This is a genomic window from Bacillus sp. PK6-16 (assembly GCF_056530295.1).
On sequence record NZ_CP096511.1, the window covers coordinates 3,696,452 to 3,716,504 of the forward strand.

Sequence of the window (20,053 nt, forward strand, 5' to 3'; positions counted from 1 at the left end):
ATATTCAATATGATTACATACAAAAAGAGCTATCCCATAGGAATAGCTCTTTCATCTATTACATAAATCTTTCAAATTGTACTCGCTTATTAATCCAGTACATTACAGGCATACCGATCGCCATTACTACGAATTCTCCTGCTGCACATGTTAACCAAGTCCACATAAATGGTAGATCAAATGCAAGATGAAGTTCAATTGCAATCATAAACATTGTAATCGTAAAGATAACTGTATTAAAAATCATACGAGCCCAAACACCTTTAATAAACCGCATAGAAATAATCGTTGCAACTAATGCAAGAATAGATTGACCTACTCCAAATACTAAATCATAAGCGATCATAGGTGAGAAAAAGAGATTCGTTAAAAATACACCTAATACAATTCCGTAAATTGCTTTCTTGTTAAATACAACGAGATGATTAAACATCTCTGAAATACGAAACTGTACATTCGTAAAGCCAAATGGCTGAATAAGCATAGAAACAGCAATATATAATGCCGCTAAAATACCATTACCGACTAATGTTCTAATATTCATGACAAAATCTCCTTAGTTTTTTTACGTGGGATGGTTTCGAACCACGTTATTCGTTTTTTAAGCAACAAGATTATATTTTACGTGGTAGCCCCTCTTTCGTCAATAGATTCCTATCGTGAACTACCTTTTTTCTTTTAGACAACGTATAATAAAACATATGAAAGATTTAGGAGGTTTCACTTCATGACAGCAACAATTCAAAATGAAAAAGTGATCGTTTCCATTTCTGACAAAGGTGCAGAATTACAGAGCGTTCGCTTAAAAGAAGACAACATTGAATATTTATGGCAAGGTGATTCTACTTATTGGGGACGCCGTGCACCAATTTTGTTCCCAATTGTCGGTCGATTAGTAGATAATACATACTACGTAGACGGTAAAGCATATTCATTAACACAACACGGTTTCGCCCGTGATCTTACTTTCTCTGTGAAAGAACAAAGCGAAACAAAGATCACTTATACCGTTACTAGTAATGAAGAAACATTAAAAAAATACCCATACGAATTCGAATTACTCGTTTCTTATGAGCTAGATGGACAAAGTGTTCATGTAACATATGAAGTAAACAATCCTACTTCAAAAGAGATGTTCTTCTCAATTGGAGCACACCCTGGATTCAACTTCCCTTTATTGGACGGTGAATCATTTACAGATTATCACTTATCGTTTAATGGTTTGGAACGCTTAGAAACAAGCGTATTAGAAGGACCTTATCTTTCAAACAAAAAGCAATTAATCGCTGAAAATACGACTGAATTGCCACTTACATATGATTTATTCAAAAATGATGCGCTTATTTTTGAACATATGAATACGAATGAAATTTCGATTCGTTCTCATAAACATAATAAATTTGTAAAAGTAGAATTTGATGGATTTCCATTTGTCGGCGTATGGACACCAGGGAATAACGCACCTTTCTTATGTATTGAACCTTGGTATGGAATCGCTGATGAAGTAAATCCAGCAAAAGATTTCAAGGACAAAAAGGGAATTCAATCTTTACAAGCGAATGAAACATTTACATGTCGTTACAGCATCACAATCGGATAACTACTCTATCCCCTACTTCAAAAAAATATTTAAGTAGGGGATCATCTTATAATTTGGAGGTTTCTCATTTTGATTGAAGTATATATTGATGGTGCATCAAAAGGAAATCCTGGTCCTTCTGGTGCAGGAGTGTTTATTAAAGGCGTTCAGCCGCCTGTACAATTATCAGTACCACTTGGAACAATGTCCAATCATGAAGCAGAATACCGCGCTTTACTTATAGCATTAAAATATTGCATTGAGCATAATTATAGCACTGTCTCTTTTCGTACAGATTCGCAGCTTGTTGAGCGGGCTGTTGAAAAGGAATACGCAAAAAATACAATATTTGTACCTCTTTTAGATGAAGCACTACAGTACATAAAAAACTTCGATCTCTTTTTTATTAAGTGGATTCCAAGTAGTCAAAATAAAGTAGCTGATGAATTAGCTAGAAAAGCTATCTTACAAAATTAACGGGGGTATGAGTGTGAAAAAAGAGTGGATTGCTCCTCTTGCTTTATTATTTGTCTCTTTTATTTGGGGAGCTACGTTTGTTGTCGTTCAAAACGCTATGTCTTTCGTTGGTCCATTTACGTTTAATGGTATTCGCTTTTTATTCGCTGGAATTATTTTATTATTCGTTCAAATTATTTTTTCACAGAAAACTTCAAAACAAGAATTAAAACATAGTAGTTTAGCTGGATTAATGGTTGGGTTCTTCTTATTTGTCGGCTATTTATTACAAACATTTGGCTTACTTTATACAACTTCTTCAAAAGCAGGTTTCTTAACTGGGCTAAGCATTGTTATGGTCCCAATCTTATCATTTATCTTTTTAAAACAAAAAGCCACCATTTTCATCGTACTTGGTATTGCTGTAGCTACAACAGGTTTGTACTTATTAACAGCTGCTGATTCTTTCCAATTAAATATAGGAGATATACTTGTTCTTGGTTGTGCAGTCGCTTTCGCTGCCCATATTCTTATTAACGGCTTCTTTTCTAAAAAAATATCACCTTTATTATTAAGCACATCTCAAGTATTAGCTGTTGGTATATTTTCTTCTATTTGCGCTTTTTTGTTTGAAGATTGGGAAAAGTTATTTTCAGTATCACTATGGACGAATCAATCCTTTTTATTCGCACTCTTTCTAACTGCCCTGTTTGCAACATCTATTGCTTTTTTCATTCAAACATCGGCACAAAAACACACTTCTCCAACGAGGGTAGCAATTATTTTCGCAATGGAGCCCGTTTTTGCTGCATTAACAGGCGTTCTCGTTGCAAATGAACAACTTTCTATTTCTGCTATTATCGGATGTCTATGTATTTTTCTAGGCATGATTTTTGTTGAATTACCTTCCAAAACAAAAAAAGAAGCGCAGGCTGCGTGAAGTTACGCTTGTAACTTCCGCATAAAAGCCTTAGCGCTTTTTTTATCTGTAATTTCTTCCTCTTTCAATCGTTCTAATAACGCAACGAAATAACTACCATCAAACTGCAATTGATGTTTAATTGTGGCTTCTATTGCTGCGTTCACAATCCCATCAGACGCACCAGTATATCCTTGTCCAAACATAATAAACCCTTGTGCTTCCTCTGATAATTTAAATCCTTTCGTATGTAAGAATGAAAGATAATCTTCTACTGTTTGCATGTTATTCCCACCTACTCAAAAATTCTCCATCTCCTATCATACATGTTTTTACACGCTATGAGAATGAAATTTCTTTGACAACTTTGTAAATCAATCTTCTACTTCGCTTACAATGGAGGATTTTCTAACAATCTGAAGGAATATGTACAGTGGAACTTATTTCATATTAAAGGGGAGACACGATGAAACAAGCACTATTAATTATCGACGCTCAGCAAGAATTAATTGATGGAAATGAGCAAGAAAATGAAGTTTTTCGTAAAACTGAGCTATTATCTACACTAAATATAGCCCTGCAGAAAGCAATAGATTCAAATGCCCTTATTGTTTTCGTAAGAGATATCGATGTTGCTTCTGGTAGTGGCGAAGGATTTGAAGTACATAATCAAATTCAAATACCTCAGTCTGCAATCTTTATTAATAAAGCAGCAACCAATTCATTCTACGGCACTTCTTTACTTGAACTTTTAAAAGAAGAAAACATTAATCATATTGTTATAGGCGGATGTAAAACAGAACATTGCATTGACACTGCAGTTAGAGCAGCAACTGTACAAGGATTTGACGTTACATTAATTAAAAACGGTCATTCAACAACTGATTCTAATGTATTGTCTGCAGAACAAATTATTGGTCATCACAATAAAACTTTACACGGTCATTATAACGTTGATCATTTTTCTATGGTGAGAGATATCGAGGAAGACCTCTTTCAGCCGACTCATGATCAATATCGTGATTAGCGAAAAAGAATCCTTCATTCAGAAGGATTCTTTTTCACCCAAAAATTTGTGCTGCAATGCTATATAACTCATTATTCCTTTTTAATAATTGACCGCTATTTTTCATCATAATTGGTGGTGTATTCACCTTTTTAAAACCAGCAATCTCTAATACTTTCATGAAATCTTTCTTTCCTTCTAGTACATCAATTCTTAATTTACCATTATGCCCTTTTGCTAAATCATGTACAATTCTCATTGCCATCTCATCATTTTTAGCAACAACCGGCCCTATTATCTTATTTTCTGGTATTTGTATGCTTAAACCGTAACCTAATACATTTTGTTCCTTGTCCTTTACAACGATACACTGTTCACTTTGCATAATTCTTTTCTTTAAAAACTCTTTTCTATTTGTTCCAAACGCATATTCATCTATTTTTATTATTTTTTCTAAATCACCCTCTTCATAATTCATCACATAATCTTCATTTCTTGCACAATAATCTTTCGCATTGTATGAGTTACATATGTATTTAGAAACATAACTTACTGCCCTAAATCCTAACTTTTCATATAAAGGTTTTCCTTCATCCGTAGCAATAAGCATAATTGGAGTATGAGCTGATACGCTTTTAACGCACGCTTCCGTTATTATCTTTCCAATCCCTCTCCCCTTATAATCTGGATGTACAATCACCATTCCGATAGATGCTAATTTCTCCCCATATAATATTATTGCCGCGCTAGCAATTAGTTCCTCTTTCTCATTCCAAACACCGTATACAATCCCTGCGTTAAAAATAGTCTCAATTTCTTCTCTGTTATAATCCCAACCAATATAAGAAGATAGCGCTACAATGTCGCTTATTTGCTCTTTCCGAAGACGCTCCACTCTAATTTCCAATTCAATCATATTCCATCCCCTTATCTAGACATTTAAATCATTATTACGAAATCAACTTGTACATGTTTCGCTTTATTTGTCACACACATATGTTATTTTGACCAAGACTATATTGTAAATGAGGTGACAACATGCCCATTACGAATCGATTTTCTACCACCACTAACGGCGCACTCGCTATTACAGGTAATACTTTAGGCTTAAGTAAAATCAGCAATCAAAACCGTGCTGGTACAATCGGGGCAATTGGTGCATTCGCAACTACGAATACTGCTTTACAAGTAACTACTTTTCCTGCTGGTACAACATTAAACTATACACAAAATAGTTCTACCGCTATTTTAAATATCCCTGCTGGTAGTACTATTCTTTACGCAGAACTCGTTTGGGGTGGAAACTATTTATCTCGTGATCAAAACATTACGAGTGTATTAGGAAACCCAGTTTCTTTTACAACACCTGTTTCAACATACTCGATTACTCCTTCAGCTGTTACGGCTTCAAATCAAACTTTCGTTTCAAACTCTATTACATTTGGCTTTTACACTCGTTCAGCAGACGTAACAACTCTTATTCAAGCGGGAGGTGCTGGTTCCTATACTACAGGAGCGGTTCCTGGACTTGTAGATCCTATAGATGCTTCTAATGGAACAATTAATTCGGCTGGATGGACGCTTATCGTTGCTTATCAAAACGGGACATTGCCAGCAAGAAACTTAACCATTTATGTAGCTGGTAACCGTGTTTCTGCAGAAACTGGTAGTGCCGATGTATCTGTTTCTGGATTTTTAACACCTTCAGGAGGACCAGTAAGCGGGAGATTATTTTTAAGTTCTACCGAAGGAGATGCAGATTTAACCGGGGATCAAGCTTTATTTGGACCAAATTTCAGTTCATTAAATGCTTTATCTGGACCAAACAATGCTATAAATAATTTTTTCGGTTCTCAAGTTAATAATGCTGCAGGAAACTTAGATACAACAGGGACATTTGGAACGCGAAATCAAAGTGCTTCTACAAGTACAAACATCTCCGCAGGAAGACAGGGCTGGGACATTACTTCCATTGATATTTCTCCTTATTTAACAAACTCACAAGTATCCGCCGCAATCCGTTTAACTACTAACGGAGATGCATATATGTTAAATACAGTCGGCTTACAAATTAATATAAACTCCCCAAATATACAAGCAACGAAAAGCGTAAATAAAAGTGTTGCTGCAATTGGAGATATTCTCACTTATACAGTTACTATCCCTAACACCGGGCTTCTTCCTGCCAATAACGCTATTTTTATAGATAGTCTCCCTAGCGGTACTTCTTTTATCCCTGGCACTGTAACAGTAGATAACGTACCAAAAACAAATGTAAATCCTGCGGCTGGTATATCTCTTGGAACAATTAATAATGGTGCTTCTCGTACAGTAACTTTCCAAGCAACTGTCGTTTCTCTCCCAAGTCAAAACCCTATCTCTAACACTGCTAATATTACATTTCAATATACACCAATTGCCGGAGGAACAACCTTTAACGGTCTTGCAACAAGTAACTCTGCTGGAACACAAATTAACCTTGCAGATATTAATGGAACAAAATCAGTTAACAAACTTTTTACCGATATTGGTGAAACATTAACTTACAGTATTGCCTTAGCTAATATAGGAAATATCGCTGCAACGAATGTGATATATACGGATCCGATTCCTAGCGGGACTACTTTCATTCCAGGGAGTGTAACTGTGAACGGAGTTACTCAAGCTGGCGCAAATCCCGCTAATGGTATAACAATTGGTTCAATTGCCGCAAATTCCACTACTACTATTTCATTCCAAGTGCTCGTTCCTTCTATCCCTCAAACAAACCCAATATTAAATAGTGGAACAACAACATATCAATACATTCCTGTACCTAATCAACCAGCAGTAAGTGGGACTGATACGACAAATATTGTCTCCACTCAAGTGAATAATGCTACTGTAACAATGACGAAAACAGTAGATAAAAATTTTGCAGATATTGGTGATACACTAACGTACACCGTTTCCTTTACAGGTACAGGTAATACAAATGCGAACAATGTTATTTTTACAGATGTCATCCCTACTGGAACAACTTTCGTTCTAAACAGTTTAACAATAGATGGCACGACACAAGTGGGCGCAAATCCCGCTACCGGCGTGAACATTGGATCCATAACAAGCAGCACAACAAAAAATGTTGCATTTCAAGTAGTAGTAAACACAATACCCACGTCAAATGTCGTATCTAACGGATCAAGCGCTTCTTATCAATATACTGTCAATCCTAGCCAATCACCTGTTACAAAAAATATTTCTTCGAATCTCGTTTCCACTCAAATTAACAATGCGAATGTAACATTAACAAAATCAACAAATAAACAATTTGCTACAATTGGTGAAACAATCAGTTATACAATCCTTATTACAAACAGTGGAAATACAGCCGCTAATAACGTGCAACTAACAGATCCACTTCCAAACGGAACGATATTGACTCCTGGTACTGTAACACTAAACGGAGTTTTACAAAATGTAGATTCTCTCGTTGCTTTACCTATCGGCACAATCCCTGGTGGGGCTACTGTTACCCTTTCTTTCCAAGTAACAGTCATCAATATTACGACCCAAAATCCTATCATTAATAACGCCTTCGCTTCTTATCTATATACTGTAAATCCAAGTTTGCCACCGACTTCAAAAACAGCAAATTCTAATTCTGTTACATCAACAATTAGACTAGCAAATCTCCGTGCTAATAAATCTGTAGATAAAACGTTTGCGGAAGTTGGCGATGTATTAACTTACACCTTTTCTCTTACGAACGATGGGAATGTTGCAGCGAACAATGTATTACTATCCGATTCAGTTGCGAATGGAACCGCCTTTGTACCAAACAGCGTTATAGTTAACGGTGTTACTCAGCCAGGCGCAACACCAGCTAGCATCAATATTGGTAGCATCAATGCTAATACTACAATTACAGCTTCATTCCAAGTAGTAATAACTAGCATTCCAAATCCAAACCCTATTTCAAATAGCGCTTCCATTTCCTATAACTTTATCGTTGATCCAAACGCTTCACCTGTAAGTAAGAACACTGCTTCAACTACTACATTTACTCAAGTAAACGATGCAAATGTCATTTCAGCCAAAACAGTGGATCGAGCGTTCGCTACCGTAGGGGATACATTAACTTATACTGTTACTTTGACGAATGCAGGAAGTGTTTCTGCTGATAGTCCTACTTTCGTAGATACGAATCCAGACGGTACCACCTTTATTCCAAACACTTTTCTTATTAATGGTGTACTCCAAAATAACGCAGATCCAAATATAGGTGTTCCACTACCTTCCATTGCTGCTAATGGCTCACTTACTGTCTCTTATCAAGTAACCGTCACCTCTTTACCAACACAAAACCCAACATTAAATTCATCTAGTACACAGTATAGCTTTATTCTAAATCCGGGCGATCCACCAACTATAGAAACATCTGTAAGTAACACTGTAAGTACACAAATTAATTTAGCAAATGTAGTGATTGTCAAAGAAGTAGATTTAACTATCGCCGATGTCGGGCAACCAATCACATATACAATTTCTTTAGCTAATCTTGGCAATACTACAGCAAATAATGTTATTGTTACCGATATAATCCCTAATGGCTCCACTATCGTACCAAATAGTATTTTTATAGGTGGTACTTTACAACAAGGTGCAGACCCTAGTACCGGTCTTCAAGTCGGCTCCATTCCTTCAGGTGGTTTTGCAACGATTGTTTTTCAAATAAGTGCAAATGGGCTACCTTCACCAAACCCAATTCAAAACAGCGCTTCACTTCAATATAGCTTTATCGCTGATCCAAATTTACCTGCTCTCGTTAGAAACGCTGCTAGCAATATAGTAACTACACAAATTAATACTGCTAATATCGTTGCTACAAAACTAACGAGTACAAACTTCGCTGATGTCGGTGATGTCATACTATATGCAACTATTTTAACAAATAACGGGAATATCCCTGCTGCTAATGTAACGTTTACAGATATCATTCCAGCGGGTACCCTCTTCATTCCTAATACTGTAACGATTAATAATGTCCCTGTAGCTAACGCAAATCCTGCCACCGGCATTTCAATTGGTACGATAGGAGCGAATTCATCACGCACCGTTGCATTTCAAGTTTTTGTACCAACTATCCCTGCTGTAAACCCAATTACAAATCAATCAGGCACAACATTCCAATATACGTATGATCCATCCAAACCTGCTGTGATGCAGATGGTTGCTTCTAACACTGTACAGACAACTATTAATAACGCCTCAATTGCCGCTACTAAATCTGCAGATAAACAGTTTGCTAACGTAAATGATATTATTACGTACACGACTACTTTAACGAATAACGGGAACACACTTGCATCAAATGTAATATTTACAGATGTAATTCCAAACGGAACATCGTTTATTCCTAATAGTGTTACTGTAAATGGGAATACACTGCCTAATGTCAATCCAGCAAGCGGAATTGCAATCGATCCAATAAATCAGAATGCAAATACGATCATCTCGTTCCAAGTACAAGTAAATTCTATCCCGAATCCAAATCCAATTCCGAACCAAAGTAATACAACGTACCAGTATGTCGTAGATCCTAACTTACCTCCAGCATCCGCCAATACGTTAAGTAACGTAATAACAACTCAAATTAATAACGCTACTATTGTCGCTACTAAGTCTGTGAATACACCGACAGCTGCAATTGGTGATATTGTTACTTATACGATTGCAGTAACAAATACAGGTAATATCCCTGCTAGTGCAACTGTTTTAACAGATGGGCTTGGCGCAGGAGCTTCATTTATCCAAAACTCCGTAACGATCAATAATGTTCCACAACCAGGATTAGATCCATCACTTGGTGTTCACTTGGCAGATATTTCGCCAGGAGATACTGTATTCATTACTTTTCAAGCACAAATTTTAGCGATACCACCTAGTGGCACATTAACAAATAATGCTCTTGTAAATTATGAATATACCGTAAATCCAAACCAATCTCCTGCTGTTGGTAGCACTGTAACAAATACAACAGTTACACCAATTATTGACGCTACTTTAGTAATAAATAAAAGCGCTAGTACAACTTTCGCTACAATTGGTGATACAATTACATTCACTTCAGCTGTTACAAACAACGGAAATACTACTGCGAACAACATTATTTTTACTGATACAATTCCAAACGGTACTACCTTTATCCCAAATAGCTTTAAGATAAATGGTGTAACCGTTCCGAATGCAAATCCACAAAACGGTATCAATATTGGTAACTTGAATTCAAATGCATCTGCTACACTCAGTTTTCAAGTAAACATTGCAACACTTCCAAACCCTAATCCAATCCCGAATAAATCATCGCTTCAATATAGCTTTATTGTAGATATAAATGAACCGCCAGTTTCACGAACAGTTCAATCTAATAAAACCTTTACACAAGTAAATACTGCTTCTGTTATCGCAACAAAAACTGCAAGCAGTGCTTTTGCTGCTGTTGGAGATACAATTACGTATACAACTACCCTCACCAATAGCGGAAATACTGCCGCAAACACACCTGTTTTTATCGATATATTACCACCTGAACTTTCATTCGTTCCTGATAGCGTACAAATTAATACCATCCCACAACTTGGATTTAGACCAGATAGCGGGATTTCTTTAGACTCAATTCCAGTTGGAGGAACGACAACAATTAGCTTTCAAGCTATCGTTGGCTCAATACCAGTTACAAATCCAACTTTGAACCAGTCTAGCACGACATACTCGATCATTGTTGATCCTACCCAGCCGCCGGTGACAGAAACAGCTACAAGTAATCCAACTTTAGTTCAAATTAACGAAGCGATTATTCAAGCAACGAAAAGTGTGGATCGGCTATTTTCTGACATAGCACCTGGAAATTCATTTTTAACGTATACAGTTTTATTAGAAAATGTAGGAAACACAACTGCTACGAATATCATTTTTACAGATCCGATTCCAAATGACGCAGTATTTATAGAAGATAGCGTTCGAGTAGGCGGAGTTTTATTACCTGGAGTAAATCCAGCGAACGGGATACCAATTGGAGATATTATTGCCAGAGATTTTATAAATGTTACCTTCCGTGTGCAAGTAGTTAGCATTCCAAATCCAATTTTCACAATTGGACCAGGCGGACCAAACTCACCGGTTGTAAACGGCGCTTCTATTGATTATAAATTTATGACAGGACCTAATTTACCACTTGTTTCACGAAATACGACATCTAATTCTGTTTCGACACAAATAAATTCTGGAGAAATTGTGGCAATCAAATCTGTAGATAAAACTTTCGCAACGATTGGTGATACAATTTCTTATACAATTACATTAAGTAACCCTGGAAATGTCACTTCACAAAATATAATTTTCACGGATACTTTACCTGATGGGACGACATTCATATCTGGCACTCTTACAAACAATTCTGGTACACAGCAAATCGGAAATCCATCTAACGGGATTCAGATTGGAAATATAAACCCAAATGGAACGGCCGTGATTACTCTCAACGTACTTGTTACAAACATTCCAAGTATAAATCCAATTTCTAATTTTAGTTCTGTACAATTTGCACATGTAGTTGATCCTAGCCAGCCTGCGGTAACACAAACGAACGTATCTAATGCTGTTTCGACAACAATTAATAGTGCAATATTAACGACCAAAAAAAGCGTTGATAAATCTATCATTTCTGTTGGAGATACGATTACGTATACAACAACTATTATAAATACAGGAAATACGACTGCAACGAATATAACGTTCACGAGCGCAATTCCAGCTAACACTACCTTTATACCAAACTCAGTCAAAATAAATGGGGTTCAGCAATCTGGTGCGCAACCAGCACTTGGAGTAACTATACCAAATATCGCTCCTGGTGAAACAGTAACCGTTACTTTCCAAGCAAATGTTCTTTCTGTTCCCCCTTCAAGTTCAATTATGGGTAATGACACAATTTTATATTCTTATTCTGTCGATCCAAACGGAACTCCTATTACAACTTCTACTTCAACGAATATCGTTACAAACCCGGTACTAGATGCTATGATAACGATGGCAAAATCGGTCGATCAAACAATTGTTACACTAGGTGATACCATTACCTATACAACCATTTTAACGAATAATGGCAATACAAATGCAACGAATATTACTTTCACTGATCTTATTCCAGACGGCACAACGTTCATTCCGAATAGTGTCACAATCAATGGCAGTACACACATCGGACTCGATCCTAATACAGGTATAACAATCGGATCAATTGCTCCTAACAACTCAATATCTATCGCATTTCAAGTTACTACTACTTCTACACCAAACCAAAATCCTGTAGCCAATTCCGCTACTGCTTCTTACACATTTATCGCTGATCCAAATGCACCGATTGTTTCAAGAAACGTTACTTCAAACACAGTGTTTACTACGATTAATACAGCTAACATTCTTTCATTAAAACAAGTCGATAAATCCTTTAGCCGTATTGGAGATACACTCACTTATACTGTCGTTTTAACAAACAATGGAAACTCATCTGCACAAAATGTTATATTTACAGATACAGTGCCAAGCGTCACTACATTTATTGCAAACACATTTTCTATTAACGGAGTTCCTCAAAGTGGGGCGGATCCATCGAACGGTGTGAATATTGGGACAATAACAGCCGGGACTACAGTAACAGTTTCGTTCCAAGTTACTGTAACATCATTACCAAACCAAAACCCAATTGTAAATTTCTCATCAACATCGTATCAATTAGTCTCACCACCTGATGCAGAAACTTCAATTAGTAATCCTGTTTCAACCCAAATTAACGAAGCAATATTGTCTATGACGAAAAATGAAAGTGTATCCTTTTCAGATATCGGGCAAACTGCTTTTTATACTACTTCTATTACCAATGTAGGCAATACCGATGCAACTAATATTGTGTTCACAGATACATTACCAAGTGGACTCACATTTGTTCCTAACACATTAACTGTCGATGGCGTTTTACAACCTAACGCGGATCCAAATACAGGTGCATTACTTGCAACACTTCCACCAAACGAAATATATAGTATCGTCTTTCAAGTTACAGTGAACAGCATTCCCCCTAGTAACCCAGCACCCAATACAGCATCAACGACGTATGAATTTACTGTTGATCCTGTTAATTCTCCCGTTTCAAGTGCAGCTACTTCCAACACTACACTCCTTCAAATAAACAACGCAACTATTATTAGCACCAAAACAGCAAATCTTACTTTTGCGGATGTTGGTAATACAATAACATTTACACTTAACCTTCCTAATACCGGGAATGTGACCGCAACTGATGTAACTATTATCGATATTCTTGATAGCAATTTAAGTTTCGTTCCAAATAGTTTCACAGCTAATGGGCAAACAATTCCAAACGCCGATTTATCAACTGGTGTAAATATTGGTTCCATTAATGGTGGTAATACGGCAATCGTTACATTCCAAGCAACTGTTATTACACTTCCAACACTTAATCCCATTTCTAACTCTGCTTCTACCACATATCATTATGTCGTTGACCCTAGCCAGCCACCTATTACAACTTCTAATCAATCTAATACAACGACAACACAAATTAATAGCGCTATGCTTACTGCACAAAAAAATTCAAATGTATCTACGGTAGATATCGGGCAGGATATTACCTACACCGTTACAATTACAAATAGCGGAAATGTGAGTGCAACAAATGTTATTTTTACCGACCTTATTCCAGACGGAACTTCCTTTGAACCGAATAGCTTTACACTGAACGGAACTAGCATCCCAAATGCAGATATCATTACAGGCGTTCCAATCGGTGATATCGCGCCAAACGAATCTGTCATCGTAGCATTTCACATTATCGCCAATGAAATTCCGCCTATAAATCCAATTACTAATCAAGCTAGCGTTAGCTTTCAACATATCGTTAATCCAGCTAATCCTCCAGTTTCAAAAAATATTATTTCTAACAACGTTACAACAAAAATTGAAAGTGCTATTTTAAATACTATTAAAATAGGAGATAAAACTTTTGCGACGATTGGTGATACGATTACGTATACAACGACTATTACGAACACAGGCAATATTCCTGCTAACAACGCTATATTCTCAGACCCTTTACCATCGTGGACACAATTTGTTGCAGGATCAGTGATTGTTGATGGCACTCCATTACCATCCGCTTCGATTATTAACGGTGTTGGCATAAATACAATCAATCCAAATCAAACTGTTACAATCATATTTCAAGTACAAATCGTAAGTAATCCAACAACGTTCACACCTGAACTCCAAAACTTAGGATTTGTTAACTTCCAATATAACGTAGGCAATGCATTACTGGCTCAGCCTGGCAATGTGGAAACGAATGTCTTCGTTACTTCTATTAATACAGCAATACTTTCAGCTGTAAAAACTGCTAATACAGCCTTTGCAAATATTGGAGATACGATCACTTATACAGTTTTGATTCAAAATAGCGGCAATACAAACGCTACGAATGTAAATTTCTCAGACCCAGCTCCAGCAGGAACAACCTTTGTTGAAAATAGTTTTTCTGTAAATGGAAGTACCATTCCAGGTGAAAATCCAAATAACGGAGTGAATATCGGAACAATTAGCGCAGGTAGTTCCTTAACCGTTACTTTCCAAGTCATAGTTACATCAACTCCACCTTCAAATCCGATTACAAACGTAGCATCTATTCAATACACATTCATCGTTGATCCGGCCTCTCCTCCTGTTACAGGCACGATAAATTCTAATAGCGCTTCAACACAAATTAATAACGCGACTGTTACAACTGTTTTACAAGCAAATCGTTCAATTGTATCTATCGGGGATATAATTACGTATACAGCAACATTAACGAATACTGGAAACTTCCCTGCAAACTCTGTATTACTCATTAACGGAGTTCCTGAAGGAGCATTATTTGTTCCAAATAGTGTTACGCTCAACGGGATTTCACTTCCAGATGCAAGTCCAACTCTCGGTATTCCAGTTGGTATTATCGCACCAGGTGATTCCGCTACTATTACGTTCCAATTTCTTGCAAGTTCTATTCCACCGCAAGGAGCAATTATAAATCAAGCACTTACAAGTTACACGTATATTGTCGATCCAAGTCAACCTCCTGTTACAGCAACATCCTCGTCTAATACGGTTAATACAGCTGTTGTTGATGCATCGTTATCCGTAATTAAAAGTACAGATTCTCTCGTACAATCTACTGACGGTACAATCACTTACACCGTAGTCGTTCAAAACAACGGAAATACTACTGCAAATACAGTTACTTTAACAGATTTGGTCCCAGAAGGAACTGCCTTTATTCCGAATAGCGTAACTATTAATAGCGTTTCCGTTTCAGGTGCCGATCCTAACGCAGGAATACCATTAAACTCCATCGCACCGTCAGAAAACGTCACTGTAACATTCCAGGTTATCGTTCAATTCATTCCAAACGTCAATCCAATTTCTAATACAGCCCGTATTGACTATACTTTTATCACCGATCCAACTGCTCCTATCGTCTCTCGTACAATTACATCTAATCCTGCTTTCACACAAATTTCGGATGCGACTATCCTTTCTTTAAAAGCAGTCAATGCACAACAAGCAACAACAGGTGATATTTTGACTTACACAATAACACTAGAAAATACAGGAAATATTCCAGCTACGAATCTCATATTTTCAGATACGATCCCCCAAGATACTACATTCGTAAAAAATAGTTTTACACTTAACGGAACAACTATACTTGATGCCAATCCAAATGTAGGTGTTACTTTACCTACTTTAGCAGCAAACGCTACTCACCTTATTTCGTTCCAAATTCTTATTAACGATTCATTCTCCCAAGAATCGATTACAAATCAATCCAATACAACATATACAATCCAACCAAACCCAGGGCAACCGCCTATTACTGAAACATCTACTAGTAATATCGTCATTACAAATTTCGTGCAAGCACAATTGGCAATTACAAAAACATCCAATCCAACAACTGTAGATATCGGTGGAACTATCCTTTATATTTCTGAAGTGAAAAATGTCGGTAATGTTGACGCAATAAATATTAATTTCACAGATTCTATTCCAGCTGGGACTACATTCGTTCCCGATAGTGTCACAATTAACGGTGTCCTTCAGCTAGGTGTAAATCCTGAAAACGGAATACCGATTGGAACAATTCCAGCAAACAGTTCCAAAACGATACTATTTCAAGTGCAAACAAATAATCCACCGAATGAAACTGAAATTGTAAATCAATCTTCAGCAACTTACCAATATGTAAGTATTCCTACAGCCCCACCAGTAAATCGCTCTGCAAATTCTAACATCGTTACAACATCACTTCAAAATGCAAATATTATTTCTGTTAAAAGTGCGGATGTAAATTTCGTATCAATCGGGCAAATGATTACCTACACAAATACACTTCAAAATATAGGAACCGTTCCGGCTAACAATATCGTGTTCATTGATACCATTCCAGAGGGTACTATATTCATTGAAGATAGCTTAGCAATAAATAATGTAATTCAGCCTGGCGTGAATCCTGAAAACGGAGTAACTCTCGGCACGATACAACCAAATGAAACAGTCACTATTTCATTCCAAGTACAACTTACAAATATACCAGAGGGCAATACAGTCATTAATATTTCAGACACTTCGTACGAATACCAAATTGATCCTAGTTCTCCAATTATTCAGCGTAGATCGTTATCAAATGCAGTAAATACTGAAGTGCGAACGGCAAATGTTAGTGCAATTAAATCCGCTAACAGATCCATTACACGTATCGGTCAAATCATCACATATACAGTCGCAGTTACAAACGCCGGTACAATACCTATTACAAACACTCTCCTACTTGACGCAATTGCTTCTGGCACCACATTCGTTCCAAATAGCATTCTTGTAGATGGCGTACCAAGACCTAACGAAAATCCAATTACCGGTATCAACCTTGATATAATTCTTCCAAATAATACGATTATTGTTACGTTCCAAGTAAGCGTAGTCTCTATACCGCCACAAAATAACATTAATAATATCGCCGTCATTCACTATGAGTATCGACCAGACCCAAGCACACCACCAATTTCAGAAACGACCTCTTCCAATGCTACAAACATACAATTTATTGATGCTATTCTTATTACTACAAAATCTGCTAATACTGTATTAGCTACTATTGATGAAACCATTGAATATACAGTATTCATTCAAAATAATGGATCGGCTACAACTAACTCCATCTTTTTTACAGATACTATAACGGATGGAACAGTATTTATTCCAGGAAGTGTAATAGTTAATAATACTGTACTTCCTGCAGCAGATCCGAATATCGGCTTTTCCATTCCTAATGTCGCAGCAGGTCAAATGACTACAATAACATTCCAAGTTTCCGTTACGAATTTACCTACTGTAAATCCAACACCTAATACTGCAAACATCGTCTACGACTTTATTTTCAATCCTGACTTTGCACCAATTCAAAAATCTACTACTTCCAATACTACTTTCGTTCAAATTAATGATGCTGATATCGTTTCACTTAAAACTGTTGATTTAACCTCTGTAACGATTGGTGACATTTTAACTTATACAACAACTTTAACGAATACAGGGAATACGGATGCCACTGCTGTTGTATTTACAGACAATATACCTGATGGAACAACCTTTATTGACGGTAGCGTTTTAGTAAATAACATTCCTCAACTTAACGCCAATCCAAGTGTAGGTATACTTGTAGGAACGATTGCTCCTAACATTTCTATCCCAGTCACATTTTCTGTTACCGTCGTAGCTCTTCCTGCTAGCGGTCATGTTCAAAATCAATCAACTTCTCGTTATACAATAAACACGGAAGAACAAATATCGACTAGCAATATTACCTTCACTGAAGTTATTTCCGCTAATGTAATTGCGACAAAAACAACACCTATCCAATATGCTGACTTACAAACTATCATCCCTTATACAATTTCCATCATAAATAACGGAAATATACAAGTCGAAAACATTCTTGTTACAGATATTATCCCGGCAAATACGAGATTTATAGAGAATAGTGTTATTGTGAACGGCAACGCTCGGCCAAATGACAACCCTCTTAACGGTATACAAATTGATACTATTCCACCTAATACGACAGCAACCATTCTATTCCAAGTACGGGTTACTTCGATTCCACAAACAAATCCAATCTCTAACACGAGTACAATTGAATATGAATACACGGTACCAGATCGACCACCTATTACCGAAACTATTATTTCATCAGCTGCCGCAACAGAAATTAATCACGCAAATTTGAATAGCAATAAAGCTGTTGACCTTTCATTTGCAACGGTTGGTGATACGTTAACGTATACGATTACACTAAATCAAACCGGTAATGTTGCAGTAAATGATGTAATCATTCAAGATATTATTCCTCAAGGTACTACGTTTATAGAAAATAGCGTCATTGTAAACGGAGAAACTCTTCCAGGAGTGAATCCAGTAAGCGGCATACCAATTGGTACTATAACTATTGGTGGAGATGCTATCGTTTCATTCCAAGTAACTGTGACTTCTATTCCAACACCAAACGAACTAAACAACAGCGCAATTACTACTTTTAACTATATAGTCAACCCAAATAACGTACCTGTTACAAATACGACTACAACAAACACCGTCACAACTACTGTCCAAAATGATAATGTCATTGCGATAAAAGCTGTTGATTTCACAAGTGCCTTACCCGGTCAAACTTTAACGTATACCATCACGATTACTAATAATGGTAATATCATTATCGAAGACCTTCTTTTAGTAGACACAGCACCAGCAGATACGACATTTGTTATTGGTAGTGTTACGATTAACGGAATCAATCAACCTAATGCGAATCCGGAAAATGGTATGACGTTAGGAAATCTTGCTCCAAATGAATCTGTTATTATTACTTTCCAAGTGACAATTTCCTCTTCTACTCTTCAATCTACAATCAATAACGATGCTACTATTTCCTATACACCTATTGTCGGTCCAATCCAACCACCTATTACGATTACAAAGCAAACAAATACCGTTACAACGACAGTCGTTGATCCGATGGTTGACATTGAAAAAACAGCTGACAAATCTATTGTCGTTATAGGAGATATCATTACATTCACATTAGCGGTATTTAATCACTCCCCAATTCCGACAATCAGCACTTCCGTTATAGACACAATTCCAGCTGGTACAACATTTATAGAAAACAGTGTAACAATTAACGGTACTCCCGTTCCAAATATTCGTCCAGACACCGGTATTAATATCGGCTCTTTACCTGCAGATTCAGTAGCAATTATAACATTTCAAGTTCTCGTAACTTCTATTCCTTCAAACAGTACAATTATAAATTCTGCAACAGTTACCGCTGCCTTTCAATTGACACCACAGGATCCAATTATTACTTTCATTGTTAATTCAAATATTGTTCGTATACCAATTCAATTTATAACTGCAACAGTCACGAAAAATGCTTCCGTCAGCTCAGCTTATTTAAATCAATATTTTGATTACACGGTACGCATTACAAATACTTCCAAAATTTCACTCTCAAATATTTCTTTACAAGATACTATTCCAGCAGGTTTACACTTTATAAATGGCACTGTCTTTATTAACGGTGAACGCTCTCCACTAGCGAATCCGAATATCGGTTTCCTAGTCGCTACTAATTTGGAACCAAACGAAACAATTATCGTGTTATTCACAGTACAAGTGATAAGCCCACCTGTTAATAATCCATTTAAAAATACGGCCAATATTTCATTACAACTTCAAGTCTCGCCTACCGACCCACCAATTACAGTAACCGTTACAAGTAACGAAAACATCGTCACCTTTGTTCCAGAAAATCCAGATGAAGCACTTCCAAATTTAAATTGCTTCTTTGACGGTGAACGCTTCATTCGCATTACTCCTCGAAATGTACGAAATTACCTTTGGACTTGGATTTGGTGGAAGTAATTGAAACAAAAAAGAGATTGTA

At 36.7% G+C, this 20,053-nt stretch carries 8 protein-coding genes and 1 riboswitch; of the genes, 5 read left to right on the forward strand and 3 right to left on the reverse strand.

All coding sequences use genetic code 11. The features are described 5' to 3' along the window. Nucleotides 1-58 precede the first annotated feature (58 nt). On the reverse strand, nucleotides 59-544 hold the full coding sequence (locus M1D66_RS18885; protein WP_001026471.1) for a QueT transporter family protein: 486 nt from the start codon (nucleotides 542-544) through the stop codon (nucleotides 59-61). Between the two features lie 6 nt (nucleotides 545-550). Further along, a riboswitch (PreQ1 riboswitch) is annotated at nucleotides 551-595 on the reverse strand. Nucleotides 596-727: 132 nt separating this feature from the next. Between M1D66_RS18885 and M1D66_RS18890 the strand changes: the two genes are divergently transcribed. The 3 genes from M1D66_RS18890 (at nucleotide 728) to M1D66_RS18900 (ending at nucleotide 2,975) form a co-directional block, all read left to right on the forward strand. Continuing rightward, nucleotides 728-1,600 (forward strand): aldose 1-epimerase family protein, encoded by an 873-nt coding sequence (locus tag M1D66_RS18890; RefSeq protein WP_086384965.1) that lies wholly within the window; start codon nucleotides 728-730, stop codon nucleotides 1,598-1,600. A 69-nt stretch (nucleotides 1,601-1,669) separates the two neighbouring features. Beyond that, the gene (locus M1D66_RS18895; protein ID WP_086384966.1) at nucleotides 1,670-2,056 is read left to right on the forward strand and encodes a reverse transcriptase-like protein; all 387 of its coding nucleotides are present in this window, start codon (nucleotides 1,670-1,672) and stop codon (nucleotides 2,054-2,056) included. A gap of 13 nt (nucleotides 2,057-2,069) precedes the next feature. Then, nucleotides 2,070-2,975, forward strand: coding sequence for a DMT family transporter (locus M1D66_RS18900; RefSeq protein ID WP_140335646.1), 906 nt, complete (start codon nucleotides 2,070-2,072; stop codon nucleotides 2,973-2,975). Nucleotides 2,976-2,977: 2 nt separating this feature from the next. Here the strand turns inward: M1D66_RS18900 and M1D66_RS18905 are convergent, their stop codons facing one another. Continuing rightward, a complete protein-coding gene (locus M1D66_RS18905) occupies nucleotides 2,978-3,238 on the reverse strand; it encodes a DUF6123 family protein (RefSeq protein ID WP_001195212.1) in 261 nt (86 codons plus the stop codon). A 182-nt stretch (nucleotides 3,239-3,420) separates the two neighbouring features. On the opposite strand from M1D66_RS18905, the gene M1D66_RS18910 reads away from it, so the two are divergent. Continuing rightward, nucleotides 3,421-3,981, forward strand: coding sequence for a cysteine hydrolase family protein (locus M1D66_RS18910; protein WP_016122201.1), 561 nt, complete (start codon nucleotides 3,421-3,423; stop codon nucleotides 3,979-3,981). A gap of 34 nt (nucleotides 3,982-4,015) precedes the next feature. On the opposite strand, the gene M1D66_RS18915 is transcribed toward M1D66_RS18910, so the two are convergent. Further along, the gene (locus M1D66_RS18915; RefSeq protein WP_086384969.1) at nucleotides 4,016-4,876 is read right to left on the reverse strand and encodes a GNAT family N-acetyltransferase; all 861 of its coding nucleotides are present in this window, start codon (nucleotides 4,874-4,876) and stop codon (nucleotides 4,016-4,018) included. 122 nt (nucleotides 4,877-4,998) lie between these two features. On the opposite strand from M1D66_RS18915, the gene M1D66_RS18920 reads away from it, so the two are divergent. Continuing rightward, on the forward strand, nucleotides 4,999-20,031 hold the full coding sequence (locus M1D66_RS18920; RefSeq protein WP_242554695.1) for a DUF7507 domain-containing protein: 15,033 nt from the start codon (nucleotides 4,999-5,001) through the stop codon (nucleotides 20,029-20,031). Nucleotides 20,032-20,053: the final 22 nt, after the last annotated feature.

Coding starts and splice junctions, on each gene's coding strand:
- M1D66_RS18885 (WP_001026471.1), bottom strand. CDS start 544: ATGAATATTAGAACATTAGTCGGTAATGGTATTTTAGCGGCATTATAT.
- M1D66_RS18890 (WP_086384965.1), top strand. CDS start 728: ATGACAGCAACAATTCAAAATGAAAAAGTGATCGTTTCCATTTCTGAC.
- M1D66_RS18905 (WP_001195212.1), bottom strand. CDS start 3,238: ATGCAAACAGTAGAAGATTATCTTTCATTCTTACATACGAAAGGATTT.
- M1D66_RS18910 (WP_016122201.1), top strand. CDS start 3,421: ATGAAACAAGCACTATTAATTATCGACGCTCAGCAAGAATTAATTGAT.
- M1D66_RS18915 (WP_086384969.1), bottom strand. CDS start 4,876: ATGATTGAATTGGAAATTAGAGTGGAGCGTCTTCGGAAAGAGCAAATA.
- M1D66_RS18920 (WP_242554695.1), top strand. CDS start 4,999: ATGCCCATTACGAATCGATTTTCTACCACCACTAACGGCGCACTCGCT.